Raw genomic sequence first — 22,957 nt, 5'->3', positions numbered from 1 at the left:
AGGTATATCATTATGGTAAATGTTTTATCACTTTCACTTATTAACGACAAATCGGGTATATTCAGGGGGAATATTTATATGTCAGGCTTTAAGGACGAAGAAGTACTAACAGGAGGGAATGTTTCTAACGTTTACCGCTCGGGAAATACCGTACGACGAGAATTAAAATCAGATAGTCATAAATTTCATAAGCTATTAAAGCATTTAGAAAACAAGGGGTTTACTTATGCACCAAAATTTTTAGGCATTGACGAAAAAGGGAGAGAGGTCTTGTCATTTATTGAAGGTGAAGCTGGTAATTATCCCTTGAAGAAATATATGTGGTCCGATGATGTTTTGATAGAAATAGGAAAAATGCTCCGTCTTTATCATGATTCAGTGAGTGATTTTTCATTTGATGACAGCTGGAAATCAATAGATAACACGCCTAAACCATTTGAAATACTATGTCATAATGATTTTGCTATATACAACATTATTTTTAATGATGAGAGACCAATAGGAATTATTGATTTTGATGTTGCTGCACCTGGGCCAAGACTTTGGGACATTGCTTATACTCTTTATACGTGCGTCCCTTTGAGTAGATTTTATCTTTCTGAAACAGGTGAGAAAATTCATTATAATTCATCACAGCATGCTCAAGATAGAAAGCGAAGAGTGAAATTATTTTTTGAATCTTATGGCGAAGAATTACAAGAAGGTTATTTGGAAATGGTATTGCTGCGATTAGAGGGGTTATGTAAAACAATTACAAGAAAAGCTAGTGAAGGTGATATTGCGTTTCAAAAAATGATAGACGAAGGGCATCTTGAGCATTATCAAAACGATATCAAATTCATTTATGAACATACAAAAGAATGGATTTAATTTTAATAGAGGAGCCCTTGTCATGCGAATTATTAATATTAGAGAACAGGTAGAGTACAAAGACAAAGCTATTGAATATACTCAGCGTAAGTGGGCGAGTAAAGAGAATTTAAAGCTTTACGAAGACTGTATTATACATAGCTTAAACACAAATAGTTGTCTTCCAGTCTGGTACCTGTTAGAAGACGAAGGAGGAATTATCGGCTGCGCAGGGCTTATCACCAACGATTTTATAAGTCGAATGGATTTATGGCCCTGGGTGTGTTCTCTTTACATTGAAGAAAGTTATCGAGGTAAATCCTTAGGTGAGCAACTTCTTTTAAAGCTGAAAGAAGATACGAAAAATGCCGGATTTGATAATCTTTATTTATGCACCGACTACGTTGGATACTATGAAAAGTATGACTTTTCATATATAGGCGATGGTTATCATCCGTGGGGGAGTAGTTCAAGAATCTATAGGGCTAATTTAATAGGTTAACTATCAATTTTTTTATAAAATGTTTTTAGCTGTTTCAATCAGTGAATAGCGGGTATAAGTTGATTATACAAGCGTAGCCCCCCAGGAACATGCATGTATATTTCTTTTTCTTACTTACCCTGTTGAATCCTCTTTTTCATGGAGGATTCTTTTTTATGTCTAAAAGAAGACTTCTCAGACTATATACATCAAACACCTTAAACATCCCTTATGTATTTTATACTCACTGAATTTAGGTCACGTTACAAGATGAAAGAGATTCAGAGGTCTCATGGGACTGTGGATAAATGTAAGAAACCTTGCAGAAATACTAAAGACAGGTATAGCCAAATTTTTATTTTATAAAATTTTTTTATACTTTTACGCGTTTTGCTTATACCAATTTTTGCTTTCTTCATAGTATGTACTATAAGTGTATAAGGAGGTGGAGTTATGCCAGGACGTCGTAGTGGGGATCGTCGTACATCTCAATCTCAATCTCGTTCTATAGTAGATAATTTTCGAAGAGGAGATAAAATTCAAGTTTTTTCTGCTGGAAGACAGCTTGATGGAAATGGTACGTTTATTCGAGCAGAAGGCGGATTTTTAGTATGGGAAGATAATTCAGGTAATAGAAATACGACTAGTTTAGAAAGTATCAGCGTTCGCAGATTAAGAAAACGTAATTGCTAATAATTTGGACAGGCTCTGATTTTATATAAATAAAAAACACCTTCAAGCTGATAACTGGGTATGAGGTACCGAGCAATCACTTGGAGGTGTTTTTTCTCATAGGAAACATCAGAAATAAGTTTTTTGACAGTATCACTTATAGATTAATACCTTTCATAAGACGGAAGGTTTCAAGAAGCAAAACGTTTAACCCTAGCCATACTCCTCCAAATACATATCCTGCTGCAATGTCACTGGGGTATTGTATGCTCAGATACAAACGACTAATGGCAATAAGCAATAAAATAAGAATGGCCACTATTGGTGCTACTGTAGGAACCCACAATCTTTTAGAGTGTCGAACCAGCATAAATACAGCAAACCCATAAATAACAAAAGCCAGTAAAGACTGCTCGCTTGGAAAGGTGTATGAAAGCTGTTCTATCAACGATTTTCTAATAGGGGAGAAATGATGGAACATTCGTCTCAGGCTTTCTTCGTATAGCTCGCCGCCGCCTGCAACAACTACCAGAGATAATAATTCAATTTTTTTATCTCTGCCTTTCCATAAAATCCATACAAGTGTAAAGAAAATCAATGTTGCCAGAGCTTCCCTAGATCCTAGCATGAAAAACACCCGCATTGGTACATTCCAATCTTTATTAAAAAGAGCTGTTATTAATAAACTCGTTATTTTGTTAAAATCTCCAAACTCGTTTGCGATAAAGTCTTGCGTCATTCCAATCATAAGCAGAATAAACCCTAATGTAACTAATGCTGTAAATATAAAAACAAGACCCGCCCGTTTCCGCGTATGAAATGCGTTTACTATCCACTTGAGGCAATTAATTGCTATCTTTTTAATCGTTACTTTGAACTTTTTATAAATGTAAATAGCTGCGAACAAACTTACAGCTACAATCAGCCCAATGACAAAATACTTCTTAATAGAATGATGAAACTGTTCCCACTGAGGTCCTAATAACTTTCCTAAAGTAATAAATGTGGTAACCCAAAGAAATGATCCACTATAGGCATACAGTGCATACGTACGAAAGGGAAGCCGAGTAATTCCTGAAAAATATCCTGTAATATGTCTAATAACTGGGAGGAAATAAGCAATAATCAACAGCTTGTTTCCATGTACACCAAACCATTTTGACATTCTTTCAATTCGCTCTGGCCCCATATGAAGGGTTTTTCCGTATTTATCAAAAAAGGGAGTCCCTAACCTATAACCTACCCCGTAGGCTATGGTCATTCCAACCATACTTCCCATACCAGCCACCAAGATACTTCCCACCCAGCTCAAATGTCCTTGAAAAGCAAGAACCCCAGCGTAGCCCATGAGCAGCTCCCCTGGAAGAGGAAGTGCAAGAAGTTCCAGCATCAATGCTAGAAACAGCACGATATATCCGTATTGATTTATATAAGATGTGATAAAATCCATGGTTTGTCCTTCTTTCATAGTATGTATACATCTAAAGCACAGTCGGTAAGGCGAATATGCTTACATGCGATTGAAATACAAAGGTGAAAAGATTAATTTCATCTTTGTATTTCTTTTAATGTAGCACTATTTATTAAAAAAACTGGATTTTTCATTAATTTTTAATGTTATTTTTAGCCTATTTTTAATTACAAAACGTAGACTGAAAATGTGCTATTTGAAAGCTCAACTTAAGACTGTTTGTTTTTCTAATAAATAGTGTAAGGAGTTCCTAACCAATCTATGTAACGAAAAAGAAGAAAAGATATACCCTACAAATCGATTAAAAAGGGGAACTACCCATTATTACTTTTTTATCAGCAGAGCAATTCTTTAATCGCCTAAACAAAAGAACAAAAAGATGTGCTGAAAAGTCTAAGTTTTACCCCACAGCACAAGCATACAAATTACAAGGAGGGAAAAGTCATGAATAACCGTGAACGGGATAAATACTTAATTCTTTCCGCTACGTTTGGAGAAGGACATAAACAAGTGGCAAATGCGATAAGTGAAGCAGTAAGTAATGTCGTTGCTGATGCTGAGCCTATTACCATTGATATCATGGAGTGGGTTCATCCCAACCTTTATCCAATCAGCCATTATATTTATAAAAAAGGAATTAAGAAGTTTCCACAAGTGTATAGCTTTTTGTATGAAAAAACTCGTGTGAAAAATTCTTTTTCCGTTAAGCTAAATTCGATCTTTTTATCGGGTATGGAAACCGTGCTTAAAATCATACAGGAAATAAAGCCGAAAGTAGTGGTTAGTACCTACCCATTTGCCGCGGGAATTATATCAAAATTAAAAGAGCAAGGGTTAATTGATATTCCAGCGGTAACCATCATCACAGATTATACGGATCATTCTTATTGGATTCATTCCTCTACAGATCAATATGTGGTAGGGTCTGCTCGATTGCGTGATCAATTAATTGCGTTAGGGGTAGAGGCAGATAAAATTAAAAACACTGGAATACCTGTACGGAAAAGATTTATGGATGTTCTTCCAAAGGATCTTCTCTTAGAAAAATATATGATTAATCCCAATATATTCACCCTGCTCATCATGGGAGGGGGCGACGGATTTTTTGGGAAAGGACTTTCAACCTTTAAGGCCTTAGAATTCATTTCTACACCGATGCAACTTTTTATAGTATGCGGTAAAAACAAGAAGTTAAAAACACAATTAGAGTCGGAATTAAAAGACTCGAAGCATGACGTGAGAATTTTGGGATATTGTGAAAAGGTTGAAGAATTAATGGCTATTTCAGATTTAATGATCAGCAAGCCAGGGGGAGTGACAACGTCTGAGGCAATGGCGATGGATTTACCCATATTAATTTACCATTCGTTACCGGGACAAGAAGAAGACAATGCAGAGTATTTATGTCGTTCAGGATTCGCACTTTCTGTAAAAACAGAAGAAGAGTTGGTTGCGAGGGTCGAAAATCTGGTTCATGATTCAGCACCTTTAAAATGGATGAAACAAAGAATAAAAAAATACCAAACTAAAACGTCATCCATAGACGCTCTCCATGTCATTGTCGAAGCAGCAAGACATAGTCCATTACTCAACGTAAATGATAGAACAATACAAAAGCAAAAGGAGATAGAGGTGAGTATATAATATGGAGTTCATGATTTCTGCTATTATTTTTTTAATTTTATTATACACCGTTATTCCGTATTTCCTATCACGTGGTCTAGGAGTAAACGTAGTTAAAAGGGGAAGGGATTTATCGAAAATTGCTTTTACGTTTGATGATGGTCCGAACCCTATTTATACGCCGATACTTCTTGATTTATTGAAGAAAAATGAGGTGAAGGCAACCTTTTTTGTGGTCGGTACCAAAGCAGAAAAGTACCCTGAACTGATTCAGCGAATGCATAATGAAGGCCACTTAATCGGAATTCATAACTACGTACATCACTCCAACTGGTTTATGTCGCCTTGGAAAGTTCAAAAAGGACTGAAGGATACAGCCAAGGTGATTGAAGCTATCACGGGAGTCGAGCCTATATATTATCGCCCGCCTTGGGGAATGCTTAATCTTTTCGATTTTATCAAAAGAGGTAAATATAAGATTATTCTATGGTCAATCATGGCGGAAGATTGGCGAACCTCTGGCGGAAGCGAAAAGATTAAACAGCGCCTAGCAAATATAAAAGGTGGGGACGTAATTTTGCTGCACGACTGCGGTGATACGCTAGGGGCGGAATCTGAAGCTCCAAGAAATACAATTAATGCGTTAAGAGATGTGTTAAAAACAGTGAAAACGAAAGGATTCACTTGTGTCCGTGTTGATGAATTGGTAGAGAAGCTATAAGTAGTAAGAGAACTATATTTATTAAAGCTCACAAATGACATTTTAATTCTTGTCATTACCCTAACTAAATATCTTCTCTGTTATAAAAAGAACCTCTATTTTAAAGAGGTTCTTTTTTATAGTCAGTAAAAATATATGGTAATATAATCATATATTGGCTATATTTATAATTTCGTGATTTTTAAATTCTGTGTTGAATCAGCAGTCAATCTAAACGACATCTATAGAAGTAGGGTAGTTCTTGAAAAAAGTTATTTTGAAATTCTTGATATATTTTTTAATTTTCTTTGGAGGAAACGTAATAATTAATATGCTGTTTACCTCTAATTTTGATCTTTTAACAGCATTTTCAACCGCTTTTGGAGTTTCTTTTGGAAATGCTATCTTTGGGTATTGTACACATAAAGGAGGCAAGGAAGCATAAGATGCTGTGTTTTTGACCTACTACATAAAAGATTTTATGAGAAACGTAAATATCATAGTATTAAATTATAAAAATGTTGAGGTTTGAGATGGGGAATTTGTTGAATTACATTTATTTTTTTATGGCCATTTTAATTGGCTTGTACTTTTTTATCACCAATAAGCACTCTAGAAAGCCACTATTCATGTTGTTACTATCGATGCTTTTATTTTATAGCAGCGCGTATTCTTTTTACTATAAGACTTACCCAATTAACTTACTCAGTACATCATCAATACTTGTGTTTTGGTGGATCATTCTTTTATTACTAAGAGAGATTTATTCTAGAGAAGAAAATATTTTATGGAGTCTTTGTTTAATCTATGTAGCGCTATACCACTTTTTGCATTATTTTTTTGATTCATTGGCTCAAAAGAACTTTTGGTATGGGTCTATTTTTTATGTTTATACAAATGTAGGATTACTTCTGCTTGGCTTGTACTACTTCGTGAGAATCTATAAAAATAGAGCCGTGCATTAAAATAAATAAAGCTCCTTGTAGGTGAATTTTTAAAATTCTTGTTACGTTAAATTTTTTATAACAGATTGCTTTGCAGAAGATCAATTATTTTTCATTATTCAATAAATAGTATTAAATCTCATGGACGCCTTGTATATTTTTATATTATTTACCGCAATTTAAAAGAAAAAGGTGAGGCTGATATAATGGCTAAAATAATTTCATCCTTATGTATTTTGCTGGGGGCTTATGCTCTTATTGTATTCATCGACGTTTTTCAGGGAAACTATATGTTTCAATCGTTTTATAACCTAAAACAATATTTTGTAATTGCACGTGGAGAAGATTATTTTTTGATTGTTTTATTTGCTTTGTTGTTCGTTACTGTTAGCATTTTTCCTGTTTTAAAAAAACAATAGCCTCCCTTGTCATGAAAGGGTAGGCTTTATTTTTTGCTTAATATATGCTGTAATCAGCAATAGTATAGGAATTGCTATATGAAAAGGGAGGTGTAATAAATAAGGAACAACTTTGAGCCCTTCATTTATATGAGCTTGGTAGCTAGGAGCAATCATCAGTGAGGAGAAAAAAATAACACCACCAATTAGATAAATGTTTGTAACAGAAGGTTTCATACGAAACAAATCAGTTGCCCCAATCACGGCACAAAAGAAATAGATGGATATTTTAACAAAACCTAAAATGACCATGAGAATAAGAATAAAGGTATCCAGCCTTTGAATAAAACTGGCTATGTTAATGTAACTCACAGCTGTAAGAGCTGGGAAAGAAGATCTTAAAACAGTCTCTGGTCCGAGTACACATAAAAGAATAATTGAATTAATGGTTAAGACAATCCCTCCTATTATAATGGCGGATAGTCCAATTGTTGCAGCCTGACTTTTTTTATTCAAATAAGGAAGAAGCATAGTAAAGGTAATCAATTCTCCGAAAGGGACAGTAATGCCAAGAGGGACTAACTCTTTCCCTATGTTTCCCCATCCATTTGCTAATACGGGTTGAAGGTTTTCCACTTTGATATAACCTCCTACTACATACAAAACATTTAATATAAAAAGAGTCAGTAAAATAACAACAAAACATAAGCATGTAACTCGTGCGAATGCTTCTATTCCCAAGTGAATACTATAAATTAACACAAAGGTCATGCATATGCCGAGCGTAATAATCGATGTAACATAGTAAGAAGAGCTAATTAGTAATTCTTCAAAATCACGTAGTACTCTAGAAGCAATATAAACAAAATATATAATATAACAAAAGCTGATAGCACTGCCTACGTATTTACCCCAGATTTTAATAAGATAGCCGGTTAAAGGCATATTAGGGTATCTCTTATATAAGGAGATATAGACTAAATACAGTGCACATCCAAAAATAGTAGCCAAAAAGGGAACGATCCATGCATCTTGCTTAGCAGCCTTTCCTATATCTAAAAGCAACGTACTGCCTAATATAAAGATAAACATCATACAAAATAATTGAAACCCATCGATTTTTATTTTAGTCAATGCTTTTTCAGCTCCTCATCTAATTTACCTCATAAGGATTTGTACGCATTCCGGTATTTACGATAGTGACGTTCACATTCATCGATACCTTCGCACTTGAAAATAGACTCTCCCAATTCTGTTTATGCTGACGCCAATAACTAGGGTTGGTTCGAGATAAGCTATCACCAAAGCCAAATATATCTGCCTTTTCTTTTTGTGCGATGCTAATAGTTTTTGTAATTTCCTTTTGTAGTTCATTTTGGACTTCTTTTTCCAACTCTTTTAATACCTTAGGGTTGCTTAAATCTTTTTGGCATGATGTTTCCGTAATTTCTCCCATCACATTCAGATCTGTATGAATAAAAGGTTGTCCACGGCGGATTTTTGTTTTTATTTCACTTTTTATTCCAGTCGCTGTAACTGTGATATTCTCATTTATATTACAAGGGAAAACAAGAGCTGTGCTCTTCACTTCAGACGTAACAAGTTGAACAGATCGAGCTTCATCCCCATCCAGCCATCGAACTAATTTTCCTTTTCTAAACATAGCTAATCCTTTTACCTGCATAGCACTTGGGCTGGTATTCTCTAAATTGCCTGCTTCTTCTGACTGCTGAGAGGGTTTGTTAATATTGATTCCAGGAAGAGATAGATCTTTTCCCTCACTCAAAAGCATAGAAATAACTTCATATGCTTGTACATTACTAACTATTCCATACATTTTTTGATTGTTCTGGGTTGTACTTAGGATACTTTTGACTGGAGTAACCTCAAAAGGTTCAATCACACCAAGCAATTTCTCAGCAGTTCCATCACGCGCAATAAAAACTGGAATACTTGTACGAGCTTGTTTGCCTCGATCCAAGGCATCAAATAATAAGCTAAGACCATTTCTTGCTAACTTTTCACCTACGACGATAAGCGAAAGATGAGAAGTAATATGTTCTCTTGGAATGACGACAGAGGCTTTTTTTAATGCTTCCACTAACGATTTGGCAGTTACTGTGTAGTTAATGACAGGAAGACCCTGTCCTCCCGACGAACTGCCTTGTGACAAACCACTTGGGTTAATAATCTGATAGGTTACTTTATAGGGTTCTTCCGAATTTTTATTCTCATCAATTCCCAGTCCTATAATGACTCCTATTTGGTTCAATTCTCGATAATTCGAACACCCTGAAACAAATAAACAAAGGGCAGTAATCCATAAAAGTGAAAGGTAACTTTTCATTTTTCATCCTCATTCATCTTTATGTGGCTTCTATTTATTTTGTTGTTTTCTTAAAAGAGATGGTAAAGAGAATCGAGCTAAAGTATCCTTTTGCTCTTTAAAATCAAAGGGGGCAAAAGGTGAAAAGTAGGGGACACCGAAAGATCTTAGACTACTTATATGAAGCCATATACATAAGGTCATAAGCAAAATTCCATATAAGCCAATAAATGCTGAAATTAGAATCAAGATAAATCGAAAACCCCGGGCCGCATTGACAATGCTAGTAGATGGCAGTGTAAAATTGCTGATGGCAGAAATAGCAACAATGATCACAACAGCCGCTGATACAAAACCTGCTTCTACAGCTGCTTGTCCTAAAATCAGTGCTCCTACAATGGAGACTGCTGGTCCGATTGCTCTAGGCATTCGGATTCCTGCCTCTCGCAACATCTCAAAAGCTAGTTCCATCACTACTATTTCTACAATTGCTGGAAAAGGAACTCGTTCTCTTTGAGCCATTAAGCTGACCATTAATGTGTTTGGAATAAGTCCCTGATGATGCGTAATCAATGCTAAATAGATAGCAGACGCATACATAGAAAGAAAAAAAGAACCAAATCTCAAGATCCTTAAAAAGGAAGCAATATAATAATTTTGATAATAATCTTCGGGAGACTGAAAAAATTGAGAAAAAATAGCGGGTGCAATTAAAACAAAAGGTGTTCCTTGTACAATAATAGCAATTCGTCCCTCTAATAAATTTCCTACAACGGCATCAGGTCGTTCTGTATTTAATAGAAGTGGAAAAATAGTGGTCCTATCATCCCGGATAAATTCTTCAATATAGTTCGACTCAAGGATCCCATCTACCTCAATCCCTTTTAAACGTTCTTTGATTTCTTCTACAATACGTTCATCTGCATTTCCTTGAATATACATGATTCCTATATCTGTGTGAGTTACGCTTCCAATTTTCATGCTGTCTAAACGTAAATTAGAATCCTGAATTCTAGCTCGTATTAAAGAAGTATTCGTCCTTAAATTCTCTGTGAAACTATCTTTAGGTCCTCTAACAACCGTTTGACTGGTTGGTTCTGTTACTGCTCGGGACTGAAGTTTTTTTGTATTGCCAATGAAAATTTTAGAACTTCCATTCATTAGTATGACCGTATCACCAGTTAAAACTGCTGACACAAATTCATGCCAATTCTCTTTTATAGTCAATTGAGATACAGTCAACATCTGAGGTATTTGTTCTTCTATCTCTTCAACGGTTACTACTTGATTACTTTCTTTAAACCACTGAATAAGAGGAGTCATGATATTCTCATTTATAATGTTTTCATCTGCTAATCCGTCAAGGTGAATAACGGCTGCTTTTAACGTGTTTTGATGCGGAGACTCAACCATTCGAAACGACACATCAGAACTATTTCCTAATTCGTTCAATAGCCTCTCTATATTTTTATTTACATCATCATATAAGGAAGTTGCTGAACAAGCTGTTGTCTTTTTTTTATTAGGGCTTTTCAGAAGATATCTTTGTCGCACGTTTTACCACCTTTTATATGAGTGAATATTTGTTATACAACGAGTAACGTTATCATTCCTATAAAATGTAAAAAATATGCACGTGAGGAAAATACATAAAATAAAATGCTAGTATTACTTTATATCCAGTGACAAATCAGAAGATATTGTTTTAAGAATTAAGTAATTGGAGAGAAAAGCACATCGTATTTCTCTGTATATCTGATGTTTTTATTGTCGATATCGTACATTATGATAACTAAAAATGAAGTGAATATTCAAATTGGTTGATTCCAAAATTCCCAATGCAAAAGAATAAAAAGCCCTCTCTTAAATATAAGTGCTTAGAGATTGGGCTTTTGTATAGGAATATGTTCAGCATTATAAGTGAATTTCTACTTGCAATGCTTTTCTTTTTTATGCCTTAACGATCTGTTTTTTCACAGGAATGTAGATGTCGATCTCTTTGTTTTCTGAACCATAGCATCTCTTATCATACAGTTCAAACTCCATTGATCCGTAGTGCTCATAACCCGATTCAGGGAACCATTCTGTAAAAACATAATTCCACGTGGACTGAATGGAAGAAGTAAAAGATTCTTCATATGATTTTGGTGTAGTAAATACGGCATATTCTAGTTCAGGGAAGCTTTTGTAAACTGTTCCTTCAGGTGCTGGAGTGTCTTTCTCAACTTCCATACCAATTACATAAACAAACTCACCCGTTTCAGGATTAAAGTCAGTGCAAATACCAAGCTCCACGTTTTTGTTTATAGGATGGGGTATTCTAGAGCCTAATCCATTTTGCATGTACTGTTGCCAAAATTCAGGAATGTCTTTATTATTCTGGCCACCCTCGTTCTTTGTTTTTAGCTCATATCCAATGACATAAAAAGCAGGTTTAGTGACTAGTTTTGGTTCCATCTTATTTCCTCCTGACAAAATTGCAGTATTTAGGTAGGCTTTTCCTCGCAGCGGTCCAGATATTCTTCTTGCGTTACGGTATTGTTTCGGTGAAACATCATAAAATTTTTTGAACGCTCTGTTAAAAGACTCTTGATAGTGGAAACCAACATCAAGTGCGATATCAATGACTTTTTCATCTGTGAAAAATAAGCGTTCTGCTGCGCGCGTAAGTCTTCGTTTCCTCACATAATCCATCACTGATTCTCCAACTATGGCTTGGAAGACACGGTGATAATGAAAAGGAGAAAAACAGGCAATTTCTGCTAACTTTTCTAAAGTGATTTGTGTCTCCAAATTCTCCTCAATGTAATCCAGCGTTCTCTGTATACAAGTTACATAATTCATTTACATTCACCTACCTTACGTTCACTATAACAGCAAACAAATCTTTGTTCTTAACATTTTTTGCTATATTTAATTAGGTGAGGGGACTTTTCCAATATACGCCTCTAGATGTATAGTCCTAAGAGGATTTTTATGTTAAAATTTTCTATGTAAATTAATGGAAAAAATACATTGTTAAAGGGAGCGTTTGAATTGAAAAAACTTTGTTTTAGCTTAATAATTATTTTTTTATTAGGCGCTTGTTCTTACCAGGAAAGTACAAAAGAAGCTAGTGGAAAAATTGTATTACCAACTTCCATATTTAGTTCATCGAAAAATAATGCCTTAATTGATGAAAAAGAAATGAAAAAAAGTATAAAGACATACTTAGACACTAACGAGGATCTATCCAATACCGGTGATCAATTTGAAGAAATTATGGAGTCCGATCAAAAATTAAATAAAGCTCAAGCGAAAAAATTTGAACAGTTAAAAGACCTATTGAAAGCAAATGATCATAACTTTTCCACCTATATTTCGCACAATACTTTACCAGAAGGATATAAAAAAGATTCAGAGAGAATTAGCCGCTATATTATGGATTCCAATCAAATTTTGGATGAACTGGATCAAGCAATCGATGACCTGGTTGAGCATATGAGTGAAGGAGATTTTTCTGAAACAGAAATTGAGTCACTTATGAATAAAAATAAAAGTGTAAATGGAAGAGAGCAGAAAAAGATAGAGAGTTTCCTAGATGACAAAAATATTGATACAAAAGCTTTTGGACGAAAGAGTTAAAACATTTTAATAGATTTTCTTTGGTTAGGGGGAGTTTACTATTGGAATAGTTAAGTCTACAAACAAACTTGCATTTTCTATTATCTATTTAGTCTTCGGTACAGCTTTGGGGATAGCAACCAAATATTTAGATACTGTTGCAGGTGTTGATGGAAGTTGGCGGATGAACATCCTGCCATATTTTGGAGGTTTGTGTTCGAGGACAGGGATTTGGGTACTGATTGCTACCCTTATAGCTGCGTATAGTAAAACCCAAATTAGTGCGGCTCTTAATACATTCATGTTCTTTATAGGAATGCTAACAGGCTATTATATATATTCCGCCTTTTTATTTGGGTTTTTTCCAACTAGTTATTTTTTACTGTGGGGAAGTATCGCACTAGCGTCTCCGTTTCTAGCAGCTATTGTATGGATGGCTAAAAATAATTTACGTCTAGCTTGGATATTACCAGCTTTGCCTATGGGGTTATTGTTAAGTCTTTCTTTAGCGGTTGGAATATTTTGTATACATGTAAACTATATTGAAGAATTCATTATGTATGCTGTTTTATGCGTAGTCTTTTACAAAACTCCAAAGCAGCTAGCGGCAACAATTGCTGTTTCGTTTATTATTTCGTTTATTATCAAACAAGTAAGTCCCTTTCACTTTTGATTTAGATTAAGATTTTTGTTTTTTAATGAACGTTTACTATGGGAAAAGAAGATTTTGGTAACTAACTATACATACAATTTAAAGTGTTTTTTACATATATATTCTTTAAAATACAGTAATCAGGAAACTTTTAGAGGAGTAATTCGTATAAAAGGTAGGAGGTGATGGATATTAACACTGAAAAACGTCTGGATGAAATTGAAAGAAAATTAGATGATTTACATAATAAGATAAGTAATCAAGAAAATAGAGCAAAGTATAAACCTATCTTTACAGTTGTATTCATTCTATCTGCAATTCTCATATTTTTTGTGCTGATAGGTGTTGTAAGCTTTTTTACAGGTTAATTTTTTTACTAGTCTCTCAGAATTATTTCTGGGAGACCTTTCATTGTTTAAACTAACAACAATTTGTTTTGTATAGAATATGCCTGAGGATAAAAGGGGATAAAATTATAATAGAAAGTGAAAAGAAACGTTCCGCATTTAGCGCATCTTTCAAAATCTACGAACAGTTTTTAAAAAAGATCTTACATATGTTCTTTACTAGATAATATTCTACGCTACGTTAAATAAAAATATATAGTTTAATACAATATAAGTTAGTAAAAATGACATTATGCTGTTTACATGGAGGACGAGGATGAGAAAGTTTTGTATTGCTTTATTTAGTCTTTTCTTTTTTGTTTTATTAGTTGGATGTCAAAGTAAAGCTGGGGATCCTTTAGAGTTTTCAGGTGAAACTCAAAGCTGGTCAGCTACTATTACGTTATATCCCGTTGAAAATAGTAAAGAAACAGCTCAAATTAACTTAAATTATCTAGGTGGTAAGGTAGAAAACGTAGGGGATTTTGGAATTAATTTAGACACTTCAAATAATCAAAATGGAATTGCAGTGAGAGACGCAAGGTTAAATGAAGAAGGGAATTTTAAAGAGAAAGTAAAGGTTGACGCTAGTGAAGGTATAATGAAATCTAAACATTTGATTTTAACTGTTAAATGGAATGACAAATCAGAAGATGTTGCTTTAAAAGGTAAGTAATTCGAGAGAAAAAGCACCCCATACTCATCTATATCAAGTATTCCCCCAGGTCTTCAGAGTAGGGGCACTATACGAACATTTTTAAAAATCTAATAGAGGATTATTAATGCTCACTTTCGTCTATTTCGTCTTATTTTCACGTAAGTAGTTGGTGATGTACCAATGACGTTCCCGCATGAATCTAATGCTTTGACTTGAAAATAAGGACCACCTGCCTCAGCATGAATATCTGTTTCAAATCCAGTACGAGGGGTACTAAATACCACTACTGACAATTTAAAAGGTGTTGGTCCCGCCAGTACCTGCCAAGCGACTGTTTCTGTTGAACCATTCCATGATGCGTAAACTGTAGCTTCACCGTCGGGCAATAAGTCTACAGTTATGCTAGGCGGATAAAGTGGGAGACCTACCCACTTATTTTTAAAGGCTCGATACGAAAGATTCTGATTTGGATACTGCATATCATATAACAAGTTAAATGAAGGGTTTCTCCGCGTATTGCCAGCGTTCCTAAATTCCGAAAGGTACGGTTCTTGTCCCCACCCAATGAGTTGATTTCCATTGGAAAGCTTTTGCGCATTTCCTTGACTTGGAACATATAAAGCGGGGTCATGATAATATGTTCGATTTACATTTGCAACCTTGTGGTTATAATCTAAGTGAAGAATTAAACCACGCGCTTGCCCTTGAGGTGGAGAATCAGGAGAAGCACAGCAGGCATTGTCAAACAAGCTTATCCTGTTTTCGGACCTGTAGCGCGCATCATGCTGCCAAGAAAATTTAGCGTTCGGTCCAAGCCTAAAATCACTTTGCTTTCCACCAAGTTGCCAAATTACCTTTCCCGTTTCTTTGTCAATATTATAAATAGCCCACATACTACGCATGCTCACTAAAAGTGTATTGTTTGGACCTTCTTCGACTGAATTTACGTGGTAACAATCCCATATATTATTAGAGCTTGTTGCGGATGAAGCAGGTACCATCGAATCAGCTGGATTAATATGTTTAAGTACATCCCAAAAGAAAAGAAGCTCTCCCGTCTCAATGTCTACTTCTTGAATAGAGTAATTACTAAAATACCCGTTTGAGGGTCCTCCATACTTAGATAAATCTGCGGGTATTTGTTTTACGGCTGTAAACAAAGCCGTATTCCGTTTGGTGATTGTAAACTCGTGCAAATCAGAGGTAAACCCTTTTTTAGCAAATAACTTTTTAATGACCTCATAATGCTGATTGATAATTTGAAAATAAGCACCAGGCTCAGGTTCACCTACTGGAAGGTTAGGGTTTGAAGTTTGAGTGCCAGAAATTGTCCCTTGCCACATCGTAAGAACAGGGTTCCCGCAGTATATTTGTACTCGAAAGTCTGTATTTTGGATATACCTACTAGCAAGCGGTCTAAACCACACTGGATTACCCGTCTGATCCATAATTAGTGCGCCGGTCTGTCCAATCATCGCTGCTCCATATACCGTATAAGGTGCAACAAATAATAGGCCGGGAGCTGTTCCAGGCTTATTAGTATTAATGGTAACCTTCATGGGATGTAAATTAGGAGCTGAAACAAAATTCCATACTTGCGGGTTTGGATGATCAGTGGATGATTGTGAATTGAAATTATCCATTCTCACTCTCATCTCCTCTAACTTTTATTAGTAAACACTGTCTCTTGAGCTATTAATATGTCATTCGCTTCAAAATATGTACATGCATTTTAGGTTTACTGGTGTCTTTTGTTTATTTGAAACGGTTATATGTAAGGTAGATAAAATAAATATAAAAAACAAGCTCTTAGCAGATAAGAGCTCGTTTTTCTTGTTCATATACGATTATATATTATCAATACAGCAATACTTTAATTGTGTTTAAAGTTGAAAACCATGCAAAAGAAAAGCAAATTTTTGTGCATATATTATTCGTCAAGATTTAAAAAGATGATTAAGCTTTGTCTTTATGTAAGCTGAAATTTTCATCTTTTTCTTGAAAAAATTCTATAAAAGGTAAAAACTAAAGCCTATCGCAATGTAGGTACCAACAAGTAAAACACCTTCGAACCAGTTGGAATCACCGTCGTTCACAACGGTCACCGTCATGAGAGCGGCAAGGATCATCGCAATCATTTCTGCTGTATTAAATACAAGAGGCAAGAAATCATACAAGTATGAGAACAGAACAAGTATAGGAGCAACAAACATGGCCGTTTGGACGGTTGAACCGATGGAGATCTCCACCATTACGTCCATTCTGTTATTATAGGCCATGGCAATTGCTGACACGTACTCTGCAGCACTTCCCACTATGGCCACAACAATAATTCCAATAAAAACGTGACTCCAGCCTAAGGCATCACCTACTGGCTCAATGGTGCCAACAAGTTTTTCACTAATATAAGCTAATACAGTTGTGGCCAGTCCAAGCACAACGATTGCTTTCTTTTTTCCCCATTCTGGTTCCTCTCCATTTTCTTCTGCGTTTCCAGTAAAAATCCCTTTATGTGTGACAAGTTTAAAAAGAAGAGCAAGCAGGTAAATGGTCAGCATCACAATAGCAAAAGAAGTGGATAGAACCTGCATATCTTTATCATCCAAGCGTTTTGCAAAGATAAATGGCAATACAAAAGTTACGATAATAGCAAACATTAAGAGGGAGGTATTATGTCGTGTTTTAAACACACTAAATTTTTGCTTTTTAAATCGAATACCTCCAACAATCATGGATATTCCACTGGCAAAAAGAAGATTAACAAGAACTGCTCCCGTAATGGAGGAAATGACGATTGTATTTAATCCTTTACTTAATGCAAAAAATGAAATAATAATTTCCGCAGCGTTGCCAAACGTAGCGTTCAGTAATCCGCCTGCTGTTGGACCTACTACAACGCTAAGGCTTTCAGTGGAACGTCTAATGTAATTAGCCAAACTAATTAATGTCACGCAATAAATAAAAAACATGAAAATATAATTCCAATTAAAAATGCTGCCAATAATTGAAAGAGGTACACCAATAATCATAAAAATAAAAAAGACTTTATTCATATTTTCCTCCATGGTCATTAATAGATCCTATAGCAAGAAGAGAAGCTCTATATTATCTTAGCGTTTTTATTAATATAACTCTTAAGACTTTTGTTATTCACATGGAGAGTGCAACTAGCAATTAACTTCACGCATACAAAGGGAACATACTTAATAGCTGATACAAAAGGGGGCTAAAGTTAAAAAAAGAAAAGAATCGTACAAGATAAAGCGTTATGAACTCCTCAGCATAAGCTTCAAAGTATACTGAATAGTCTTTTCTGAATAACTAATATGTATCTTTTACATGTTCAAAAGATATGAATTTTTCAAACGTCTATAATTGACGTTTGCGTTAACGTTAATCGTGGGTAATGTAGTTTATAGAGTTAAAAATAATTAGAATGAAGCACCATTTAAATATGATTCAAACTGGTCATTATCATTAAAGGAGAGAGCTATCATGTATACACTTGGAGAACTATTAGAGCAAAGAGCTAAACAATCTGCTGAAAAAGAGGCTTTAATTTGGAGTACATCTTTCCATACATTTAAAGAATATAATGAACGTGTCAATCAGCTGGCTCATTACCTGTTAAGCCATAATGTTAAAAAAGGAGATCGAATTGCAATTCTATGTCAAAATAATCATCCGTTTCCTACCATTCTGCTAGCTGCATTAAGAATTGGAGCCGTAGCGGTTCCTATTAGCTGGCAGCTGACGAAGTACGAAATTATCGATATTTTAGACAGTGCACAACCTAAAGTTATTTTCTACGACCAAAAATTTCATGAGGTTATTCCTTTTGATTCTGAACTATTAAATGACGTTATTACTTTACAAGTAGGAAGAGAAAATAGTGTGGAGACAGTTGAAGAATATAATGACATTTTTTCTGCGTATTCTATACTAAACCCAAATGTACAGGTCTCTCAAGATGACATTGCGATGCTTCTTTTTACTTCTGGAACAACTGGCAATGCAAAGGGCTGTATGATTGAGCATGGTCACGTGTATTCTTATATACAACCATCGAGTCAACGAATAGACTATGAAGAGGATGGTCGATTTCTTGCCTCGCATCCTTTTTATCATATGAGTTCTATTAACAATATTTTAAAATCTGTTTCCAACGGAATGGGGTTATTTCTGTTGTCAGATCCTACACCGGAAATCATTTGGGAAACGATTGAAACTCATAAGATCACTATGATGCTAGCGTTTCCTTCTATGTATATGCAAATGCTCGAAGTAGTGAAAAATGCAGGGTCAAAGAAATCTTCACTAAAGGTTGCTATTGCCGGAGGGGCAAAAGTTCCTGCTTATCTTATTAAGGAGTATGAAAAGTTAGGCATTAGAATGATCCAAGGGTATGGAAGTACAGAAGCATGGACAGTGAGTGTATGGACACCGGATATGGGAAATGAAAAAATTGAATCGGCGGGTAAGCCTCTTTCCGGTGTAGAAGTAAAAATTATTGATCCCGAATCAGGAAAAGAAGTAAAAACAGGAGAAGTTGGAGAAATTATTATAAAAAGCCCCTACTGCTTCAAAGGCTATTGGCATAATCAAGAGGCAACTGAAAAAGTGCTTCGAAACGGTTGGTTCTATATGGGGGACGCTGGAAAGATAGATCAAGACGGTTTTTTATATATTATGGGACGCTATAAAGACGTTATTGTATATGGCGGCGATAATATCTATCCTGATCAGGTCGAAGAAATCATTGAGCAAATAGGTACGGTTATAGAAGCTGCTGTAGTAGGCGTAGAAGATCCTGTTTATGGAGAAAAACCTAGAGCTTATGTAGTAAAGGATCCTCATTCTTCCTTAACAAAAGAAGATATTCTAAATTATTGTAGAGAACGATTGGCAAGTTACAAAGTTCCGGAAGTTTATTTTATTGATCAACTCCCTAAAAACCAGCTCGGTAAAGTGTTAAAAAGAGAACTAAAATGAAGAGGGTTAAAAGCGCGGGCTGAATGCAGCCCGCGCTTTTATAATTTAATAGAAGCGAAATCATTTTAACGCAAAAATGTTAAGTAGAAAGTTTCCTGATATCAGAGTAACAAATACAAAGTGTATTTTCATATTCAGATTCGTATCCTGTAAATACGAGATTTCTTTCTTTATCATCGTAGTGAAATCCGAATTTCTTTAAATCATCTTTCAAGATATCTTCACTAATTTTAATGGAAGAAGCAATATCTTCATAAGAAGCACCATTGTTTAGCTTTTGAACAATCTCACCTATTAACAAGTTACGACCTCCAGTAGCATATGTTTCTTCAGTAATAATTTATCCTAAATAGCTGTTTTTATGAAAGTTGTGCGGAAAGCTATTTTAGATTACTGAAATTTGCACCGTGTACTTCATTTTCAAACCAGTGAATTAATTAGGTTTTGATAGTCACTAAAATTATATAGTTTTTTAAAGGAGTGATTTTTTTATGGGATTTTATGCTAAAATAATGTAAAATCCGCATAACTTTACATGTAAAAGTAACTGTTGAGTGCTAACGAATTAATACATAATAATTGGTATCAAAAACATGATATAAAGTTTGTTTATCTACTTCAGATAATCAGTTTCCTAATTTGCAAAGGTTAATATCATATCAAGTGAAAGAGTAATAAAAGCATTCCTTAAATAAATTTCAACTAAATAGTATTGAAAACGAGTAATTTTTAATAAAACTTTTAGCTTAATAGATACTAAGAAACAGGAGAGAGAAAGATGAATTTTTTATTTGATTTCGTTAGACAATTCTCGAACGAATTAGCAAACCTGGCTGAGCGTATAGAAGATAATTTGTTTAACGATCCCCATGCCTCATTGATACAGGCCCGTTTATATAGTGAGCACCTTGTGAAGTTAATCAGTAAGGAAGAAGAACTTGAGGAGCTATATGCCCCTAAGCATGCTGAGAGAATACATAAATTATATCGTCAAAATGCGATTGAAGAAGATATTTATCTAAAATTAGAGTGGATTCGAAAGAAGGGAAATAAAGCTGTACATGACGTGAAGGAAGTAGAGACTGCCGATGTGCTGCAGACTCATAAGTTTTTATTTGAAATAAGCGTTTGGTATATGCAGCTGTATGTGACGTACGAGTTTAAAGCTCCGGCGTATAAACTTCCTATTGCCTCAGAAACAAATAACGATCAAGATAAAACACTTAAACTATATCTAGATCAAAAGATTGATGATATGAGGTTAGAGATTCAAAAACAATTTGATGATATGAGGTTAGAAAAGGAAGAAGTAAAAAATGTAGCGAAACTAAAGTTTTCCGCCACTAACGAGGCAATGCTATCTCCCATGAATGCTCATCTTCAATTTAAAAATGAAAAGATTTTTATACCTAGCGAACTAGCGGATATGCCTATCACTACGCTTCCTGTAAATGGATGTAAGTATCTATTGAGTGAGTTTTCACGTGTAGGAATTACTTCTCTAAATAAAATTAACGAGCCGATCGATGAGCTGCATATGAAATTAAATGGTATTGGTACCCAAGGTATGGAAAAGTTTTGGGAACAAATTAATAGTATTGAAAGTGTAGTACGTATGAATATGTCAGAAACCCACCACACTGAAGTTAAAATCATTACGATAAGCGAAAAAGTTGATAAAATCTTTGATAAACATAAATTTAAATTGAATCACCCAACAAAAAAGGCTATAGAATTTGAACACAGAATTACTAAAGAGATTGTATATTTACTACCTAATAAGCTAACAACGATTGTTCTACACCCAGATACAGCTAAGGAAAAGTTTGAAATTCCTGACAAACCGAGTCACAATACGGCATTAAGAAGCTTTCCGAAAGCGATAAACAAGGGGAAAACACCAACTAATTTTGGCTACTCTTTTAAATTTCAAAGCGAAGAAGCACTAGATGATTTTTTATATAAGCTAACTAATGCATAGAGTTAGGTAGTAATATGACTAAGCGAGTTCGCTAAATGGAAAGGGTTCTTAACCCTTTCAAAATTATACGGAGCCTTGTGAAAGCTTTTTTATTGAGGTTACATTTATAGAAGAAATAAGGTGCTTAAAATAAAATGGATTTCTCTCTTTTTTATTATCATAAATATGTTCTTGTTCCCTTTGCCCCTCCTAACCTCATTTTAAATTTATTTGGGAGCGAAAGGGACACATAGCAGATAATAAATGAAAAGACATCCTATATGTATGATGAATAAAAAAGCAACCAACTATTTGGTTGCTTTTTTCCGAAAGTTAGACAAATATAGTTGTATTTACCTAGTTAGTTTCAAAAATTGCATTTGAAATTTCACTCTAGGTTTTTAATCTCTTAAATAACCAATAATTCCACCAAAGACTCCTATCGCAAGCGAAATGGGGATAGCTGCTATTCCACCATATGCCACTGCAAATCCTAATCCATCGCCATCTGAAGGATTGGTTATATGATTTCCTTGTATGGTCACCCAAATGAGTAGAGCGCCAACCATTACAACAAAAGAAATGATAGTAGTCAGTAAAAATGCGCTAAAAGCTTTAATCATAAATTCTCCTTCACCCTCACAATATACAATATTTGTTATTCTTCTTATTATAGTAATGATAACCAATAAAAACCAGAGGATTTTATTTGAGGAGTTATCGTAGTGGGAGATGGAACAGACTAAGTTACCTAATTGATGGGCAATTCGTATAAAGTTAGTGTAGAGATAAATGATTGAAAAAATGTTTGCTAGAAAGGTTGATAGTATGGAGAAGATAAGTTACGTATCTTTATGGGTTGGTAAATTTTTGTCTATTGAAGAGCTAGAAAATTATCTTTTGATTGGTTACACGGAAGACGGAGATGCTATACCTTCACAATTTGAAAAGGACTTTAACGTTGAGTACTTTGACGAAGATTTCAGTGAAGCTCACTATGAGAATGATGAGGTTCATAAATTTTCACAATTACTAGAAAGTTGTTCGTACAACGATGTAGTTATTCCTAACTTTGTTGAAAAATTTGGAGAAAACTTACCTACTAGTGCTAACAGTATGATTTTACTTTACGATTTTGAATATAACAAAAGCGGGACTCACCACAAAACTCATCCCGTTAAATATGTAGGAAGTGTTCGATATGAATAGTTTAGTAAAATGTTTGTAGCTTGTTTATACAAT

Annotated in this window: 23 protein-coding genes; 14 read left to right on the top strand and 9 right to left on the bottom strand. The window is 34.7% G+C overall.

All coding sequences use genetic code 11. The annotated features are described in order from the left end of the window. Positions 1–78: 78 nt before the first annotated feature. The 3 genes from WKH56_RS26730 to WKH56_RS26720 all read left to right on the top strand — a co-directional run bounded on the left by WKH56_RS26730 (position 79) and on the right by WKH56_RS26720 (position 2,023). Positions 79–870, top strand: coding sequence for a phosphotransferase (locus WKH56_RS26730; protein ID WP_168760578.1), 792 nt, complete (start codon positions 79–81; stop codon positions 868–870). Then, the gene (locus WKH56_RS26725; protein ID WP_342837008.1) at positions 845–1,351 is read left to right on the top strand and encodes a GNAT family N-acetyltransferase; all 507 of its coding nucleotides are present in this window, start codon (positions 845–847) and stop codon (positions 1,349–1,351) included. Before WKH56_RS26730 ends, WKH56_RS26725 begins: the two co-directional genes overlap by 26 nt. Positions 1,352–1,783: 432 nt before the next feature. Continuing rightward, the gene (locus WKH56_RS26720; protein WP_048018629.1) at positions 1,784–2,023 is read left to right on the top strand and encodes a hypothetical protein; all 240 of its coding nucleotides are present in this window, start codon (positions 1,784–1,786) and stop codon (positions 2,021–2,023) included. Positions 2,024–2,159: 136 nt separating this feature from the next. Here the strand turns inward: WKH56_RS26720 and WKH56_RS26715 are convergent, their stop codons facing one another. Beyond that, complete coding sequence (locus WKH56_RS26715) at positions 2,160–3,452, bottom strand: VTT domain-containing protein (RefSeq protein ID WP_048018630.1); 1,293 nt, start codon at positions 3,450–3,452, stop codon at positions 2,160–2,162. 465 nt (positions 3,453–3,917) lie between these two features. Here WKH56_RS26715 and WKH56_RS26710 point away from each other — a divergent pair, with 465 nt between their 5' ends. From WKH56_RS26710 to WKH56_RS26695, 4 genes are all read left to right on the top strand, one after another. Next, positions 3,918–5,117, top strand: a complete 1,200-nt coding sequence (locus WKH56_RS26710; RefSeq protein WP_310884327.1) for an MGDG synthase family glycosyltransferase — start codon at positions 3,918–3,920, stop codon at positions 5,115–5,117. Position 5,118: 1 nt separating this feature from the next. Next, positions 5,119–5,817 (top strand): polysaccharide deacetylase family protein, encoded by a 699-nt coding sequence (locus WKH56_RS26705; protein WP_168760580.1) that lies wholly within the window; start codon positions 5,119–5,121, stop codon positions 5,815–5,817. A gap of 241 nt (positions 5,818–6,058) precedes the next feature. Further along, positions 6,059–6,241 (top strand): hypothetical protein, encoded by a 183-nt coding sequence (locus WKH56_RS26700; protein ID WP_221833658.1) that lies wholly within the window; start codon positions 6,059–6,061, stop codon positions 6,239–6,241. Positions 6,242–6,946: 705 nt separating this feature from the next. Then, the gene (locus tag WKH56_RS26695) at positions 6,947–7,159 is read left to right on the top strand and encodes a YczF family membrane protein (protein WP_226313283.1); all 213 of its coding nucleotides are present in this window, start codon (positions 6,947–6,949) and stop codon (positions 7,157–7,159) included. Positions 7,160–7,168: 9 nt separating this feature from the next. Here the strand turns inward: WKH56_RS26695 and WKH56_RS26690 are convergent, their stop codons facing one another. The 4 genes from WKH56_RS26690 to WKH56_RS26675 form a co-directional block, all read right to left on the bottom strand. Then, the gene (locus WKH56_RS26690; RefSeq protein ID WP_033578576.1) at positions 7,169–8,272 is read right to left on the bottom strand and encodes a GerAB/ArcD/ProY family transporter; all 1,104 of its coding nucleotides are present in this window, start codon (positions 8,270–8,272) and stop codon (positions 7,169–7,171) included. A 19-nt stretch (positions 8,273–8,291) separates the two neighbouring features. Continuing rightward, positions 8,292–9,485 carry a Ger(x)C family spore germination protein gene (locus WKH56_RS26685; protein WP_221833656.1) on the bottom strand — a complete coding sequence of 398 codons (1,194 nt, stop codon included), beginning with the start codon at positions 9,483–9,485 and terminating at the stop codon, positions 8,292–8,294. Positions 9,486–9,515: 30 nt separating this feature from the next. Further along, on the bottom strand, positions 9,516–11,018 hold the full coding sequence (locus WKH56_RS26680; RefSeq protein WP_221833654.1) for a spore germination protein: 1,503 nt from the start codon (positions 11,016–11,018) through the stop codon (positions 9,516–9,518). A 396-nt stretch (positions 11,019–11,414) separates the two neighbouring features. Next, entirely contained in the window at positions 11,415–12,308 is an 894-nt protein-coding gene (locus WKH56_RS26675; protein WP_221833653.1) for an AraC family transcriptional regulator, read from the bottom strand. A gap of 192 nt (positions 12,309–12,500) precedes the next feature. On the opposite strand from WKH56_RS26675, the gene WKH56_RS26670 reads away from it, so the two are divergent. The 4 genes from WKH56_RS26670 to WKH56_RS26655 all read left to right on the top strand — a co-directional run bounded on the left by WKH56_RS26670 (position 12,501) and on the right by WKH56_RS26655 (position 14,781). Then, on the top strand, positions 12,501–13,088 hold the full coding sequence (locus WKH56_RS26670; RefSeq protein ID WP_221833651.1) for an NDxxF motif lipoprotein: 588 nt from the start codon (positions 12,501–12,503) through the stop codon (positions 13,086–13,088). 106 nt (positions 13,089–13,194) lie between these two features. Further along, complete coding sequence (locus tag WKH56_RS26665; protein ID WP_342837005.1) at positions 13,195–13,740, top strand: hypothetical protein; 546 nt, start codon at positions 13,195–13,197, stop codon at positions 13,738–13,740. A 164-nt stretch (positions 13,741–13,904) separates the two neighbouring features. Beyond that, a complete protein-coding gene (locus WKH56_RS26660; protein ID WP_048018637.1) occupies positions 13,905–14,087 on the top strand; it encodes a hypothetical protein in 183 nt (60 codons plus the stop codon). 295 nt (positions 14,088–14,382) lie between these two features. Beyond that, the gene (locus tag WKH56_RS26655; RefSeq protein WP_221833647.1) at positions 14,383–14,781 is read left to right on the top strand and encodes a hypothetical protein; all 399 of its coding nucleotides are present in this window, start codon (positions 14,383–14,385) and stop codon (positions 14,779–14,781) included. Positions 14,782–14,891: 110 nt separating this feature from the next. Here the strand turns inward: WKH56_RS26655 and WKH56_RS26650 are convergent, their stop codons facing one another. Continuing rightward, complete coding sequence (locus tag WKH56_RS26650; protein ID WP_221833645.1) at positions 14,892–16,406, bottom strand: arylsulfotransferase family protein; 1,515 nt, start codon at positions 16,404–16,406, stop codon at positions 14,892–14,894. A gap of 366 nt (positions 16,407–16,772) precedes the next feature. After that, a complete protein-coding gene (gene cax / locus WKH56_RS26645) occupies positions 16,773–17,816 on the bottom strand; it encodes a calcium/proton exchanger (RefSeq protein ID WP_221833644.1) in 1,044 nt (347 codons plus the stop codon). A gap of 442 nt (positions 17,817–18,258) precedes the next feature. Here cax and WKH56_RS26640 point away from each other — a divergent pair, with 442 nt between their 5' ends. Beyond that, positions 18,259–19,755 (top strand): class I adenylate-forming enzyme family protein, encoded by a 1,497-nt coding sequence (locus WKH56_RS26640; protein WP_221833627.1) that lies wholly within the window; start codon positions 18,259–18,261, stop codon positions 19,753–19,755. Positions 19,756–19,834: 79 nt separating this feature from the next. Here the strand turns inward: WKH56_RS26640 and WKH56_RS26635 are convergent, their stop codons facing one another. Next, entirely contained in the window at positions 19,835–20,056 is a 222-nt protein-coding gene (locus WKH56_RS26635; RefSeq protein ID WP_028413859.1) for a hypothetical protein, read from the bottom strand. 477 nt (positions 20,057–20,533) lie between these two features. Between WKH56_RS26635 and WKH56_RS26630 the strand changes: the two genes are divergently transcribed. Next, entirely contained in the window at positions 20,534–21,736 is a 1,203-nt protein-coding gene (locus WKH56_RS26630) for a DUF4145 domain-containing protein (protein WP_221833625.1), read from the top strand. A 380-nt stretch (positions 21,737–22,116) separates the two neighbouring features. On the opposite strand, the gene WKH56_RS26625 is transcribed toward WKH56_RS26630, so the two are convergent. Continuing rightward, positions 22,117–22,338 (bottom strand): hypothetical protein, encoded by a 222-nt coding sequence (locus tag WKH56_RS26625; RefSeq protein ID WP_088567709.1) that lies wholly within the window; start codon positions 22,336–22,338, stop codon positions 22,117–22,119. Positions 22,339–22,543: 205 nt separating this feature from the next. Between WKH56_RS26625 and WKH56_RS26620 the strand changes: the two genes are divergently transcribed. Continuing rightward, positions 22,544–22,924: an immunity 22 family protein gene (locus WKH56_RS26620; protein WP_221833623.1), complete on the top strand. Its 381-nt coding sequence runs from the start codon at positions 22,544–22,546 to the stop codon at positions 22,922–22,924. Positions 22,925–22,957 lie beyond the last annotated feature (33 nt).

The sequence above is a fragment of the Priestia sp. SB1 genome, from assembly GCF_038898415.1.
Note: the sequence above shows the minus strand (reverse complement) of the source record. Positions and strands in the feature narration are given on the sequence as shown.

Excerpts from the sequence above, each read along its gene's own strand:
- WKH56_RS26730 (WP_168760578.1), top strand. The coding sequence starts at position 79 with ATGTCAGGCTTTAAGGACGAAGAAGTACTAACAGGAGGGAATGTTTCT.
- WKH56_RS26725 (WP_342837008.1), top strand. The coding sequence starts at position 845 with ATGAACATACAAAAGAATGGATTTAATTTTAATAGAGGAGCCCTTGTC.
- WKH56_RS26720 (WP_048018629.1), top strand. The coding sequence starts at position 1,784 with ATGCCAGGACGTCGTAGTGGGGATCGTCGTACATCTCAATCTCAATCT.
- WKH56_RS26715 (WP_048018630.1), bottom strand. The coding sequence starts at position 3,452 with ATGGATTTTATCACATCTTATATAAATCAATACGGATATATCGTGCTG.
- WKH56_RS26710 (WP_310884327.1), top strand. The coding sequence starts at position 3,918 with ATGAATAACCGTGAACGGGATAAATACTTAATTCTTTCCGCTACGTTT.
- WKH56_RS26705 (WP_168760580.1), top strand. The coding sequence starts at position 5,119 with ATGGAGTTCATGATTTCTGCTATTATTTTTTTAATTTTATTATACACC.
- WKH56_RS26695 (WP_226313283.1), top strand. The coding sequence starts at position 6,947 with ATGGCTAAAATAATTTCATCCTTATGTATTTTGCTGGGGGCTTATGCT.
- WKH56_RS26685 (WP_221833656.1), bottom strand. The coding sequence starts at position 9,485 with ATGAAAAGTTACCTTTCACTTTTATGGATTACTGCCCTTTGTTTATTT.
- WKH56_RS26675 (WP_221833653.1), bottom strand. The coding sequence starts at position 12,308 with ATGAATTATGTAACTTGTATACAGAGAACGCTGGATTACATTGAGGAG.
- WKH56_RS26660 (WP_048018637.1), top strand. The coding sequence starts at position 13,905 with ATGGATATTAACACTGAAAAACGTCTGGATGAAATTGAAAGAAAATTA.
- WKH56_RS26655 (WP_221833647.1), top strand. The coding sequence starts at position 14,383 with ATGAGAAAGTTTTGTATTGCTTTATTTAGTCTTTTCTTTTTTGTTTTA.
- WKH56_RS26650 (WP_221833645.1), bottom strand. The coding sequence starts at position 16,406 with ATGGATAATTTCAATTCACAATCATCCACTGATCATCCAAACCCGCAA.
- cax (WP_221833644.1), bottom strand. The coding sequence starts at position 17,816 with ATGAATAAAGTCTTTTTTATTTTTATGATTATTGGTGTACCTCTTTCA.
- WKH56_RS26640 (WP_221833627.1), top strand. The coding sequence starts at position 18,259 with ATGTATACACTTGGAGAACTATTAGAGCAAAGAGCTAAACAATCTGCT.
- WKH56_RS26630 (WP_221833625.1), top strand. The coding sequence starts at position 20,534 with ATGAATTTTTTATTTGATTTCGTTAGACAATTCTCGAACGAATTAGCA.
- WKH56_RS26625 (WP_088567709.1), bottom strand. The coding sequence starts at position 22,338 with ATGATTAAAGCTTTTAGCGCATTTTTACTGACTACTATCATTTCTTTT.
- WKH56_RS26620 (WP_221833623.1), top strand. The coding sequence starts at position 22,544 with ATGGAGAAGATAAGTTACGTATCTTTATGGGTTGGTAAATTTTTGTCT.